We start from the raw sequence: 1,644 nt of genomic DNA, 5'->3' as shown, positions 1-1,644 counted from the left end.
CAGGCCGGCCGCCGTTATGCCCTCTGCTTCAGAATCAGGCTTCGCGGCTTCCGGCGTGGTCTTCGAAGACGGCAGCAGCATGTACGGCGACCTGGTGGTCCTGGCCGAGGAGCGGGTGTCCCGGGACGGGCTCGCCGCCAGCGCCGGCCTGCGGACGGCGCCCACCGGCGGCATTGTCATCAGCCAGGACTTCCGGACGTCCGTCCCCGGCATCTGGGCCATCGGTGACGCGGCAGCGTTCGACGGCGTCCGCCTGGGCCTGCTGGTTGCTGCCGCTTCCGCGGCGGGCGCCTGCGCCACCCAACTGCTCACGGCTTCTGCTCCTGCCGCCTTGCCGGCCGCGGCCTGACGGAGTGCGGCCGCTGCCTTGCGGAGGACGGCCGCTGCCTTTCCACTGAGGGCGGCACCCGCTGTGGCAAGATGGTTCCCGAAACGAGTCATGGGCAGGGCGTTACAACGCCCCGCCCACGGGCCCCTGGAGAGGACCATCATGAGCAACGAAGCCACCCCTTCCGTTGAAACTGCAGCCGCAGGTTCCGGCAGCATCGCGTCCTTCATCGACCACACGCTGCTGAAACCCGAAGCCGGAGAGGCCGACGTCCTCAAGGTTTGTGCAGAAGCGGCCCAATACCACTTCAAGTCAGTGTGCGTTAACCCCCTTTGGGTGAAGACAGTCAAGAAGGCCCTCAAGGGGACCGGTGTCCTGACCTGTTCCGTGGTGGGGTTCCCGCTGGGTGCCACTCCCACCGACGTCAAGACCTTTGAAGCCCGCGGTGCGGTGCTGGATGGTGCCGACGAGGTGGACATGGTCATCAACATCGCTGCCGCCAGGGCCGGGGACAAGGGTGCGTTGGTTGAGGACATCACTGCGGTGGCAGAGGCCGTGCATGCCAGTGGCGCCATCCTCAAGGTCATCATCGAAACAGCGCTGCTCGACGACGCCCGGAAGGTTCTTGCCTGTGAGGCCGCCGTGGAGGCCGGAGCTGATTTCGTGAAGACCTCGACAGGCTTTAACGGAGGCGGCGCCACCGTGGAGGACATCACCCTGATGCGCCATACGGTGGGCCCCAACCTCGGCGTGAAGGCCTCCGGCGGTGTGCGTTCCCTCGAGGATGCGCAGGCTATGATTGCTGCAGGTGCAACACGTATTGGTGCCAGCTCCGGAATAGCCATCGTCAAGGGTGAACAGGGTTCAGCCTCCTACTGACAGCAGCCGGAGTCGCCACAGAATGAGGCCCCCGCGGCCAAGGAGGAATGAATGTCCAGCAAGATCACGGCTTCCAACCAGGGCCCCGCATCTCACGAAGGGTCACTCCAGACCCCCCAGAATGAGAACAAGCTTGCCACCAGCGTCATCCTTTTTGTGGTCTGCATGGCCTTGTTCCTGGGCGCAATCTACTCGTTGTCCTTCCTCACGCTTGACAACCCGTGGCCCATGGCCGTCTGCATCGTGCTCTTCTTCCTGACCTACTGGATCCCGCAGACCATCCTGGGCCGCTCCGACTCCGCCGGCGAGCACTGAGAACCTCAATACCCAAGGCGGCGAAGGCCGGCAGGTAAACCAGAAGACCCCCGGATAAATACGGGGGTCTTGTGGTTTAACTGGAATAATGCCGCGCCGGCCACCACGATTACCCCTCCCTC

The 1,644-nt window shown here is 64.4% G+C and carries 3 protein-coding genes; all 3 read left to right on the top strand.

The window, feature by feature from the left end:
• A partial coding sequence (locus tag AC5RWX_RS33045; RefSeq protein WP_494100387.1) for an FAD-dependent oxidoreductase occupies window positions 1-349 on the top strand: 349 nt, incomplete at its 5' end.
• A 141-nt stretch (window positions 350-490) separates the two neighbouring features.
• Window positions 491-1,207, top strand: a complete 717-nt coding sequence (gene deoC, locus AC5RWX_RS33040; RefSeq protein WP_494100386.1) for a deoxyribose-phosphate aldolase — start codon at window positions 491-493, stop codon at window positions 1,205-1,207.
• Window positions 1,208-1,258: 51 nt separating this feature from the next.
• Window positions 1,259-1,522 carry a hypothetical protein gene (locus AC5RWX_RS33035; RefSeq protein WP_494100385.1) on the top strand — a complete coding sequence of 88 codons (264 nt, stop codon included), beginning with the start codon at window positions 1,259-1,261 and terminating at the stop codon, window positions 1,520-1,522.
• The last annotated feature ends 122 nt before the right edge of the window (window positions 1,523-1,644 follow it).

This window comes from Arthrobacter sp. SPT-J7, from assembly GCF_059089965.1.
The sequence above is the reverse complement of the archived record's forward strand: the minus strand, read 5'-3'. Positions and strand labels throughout refer to the sequence as shown.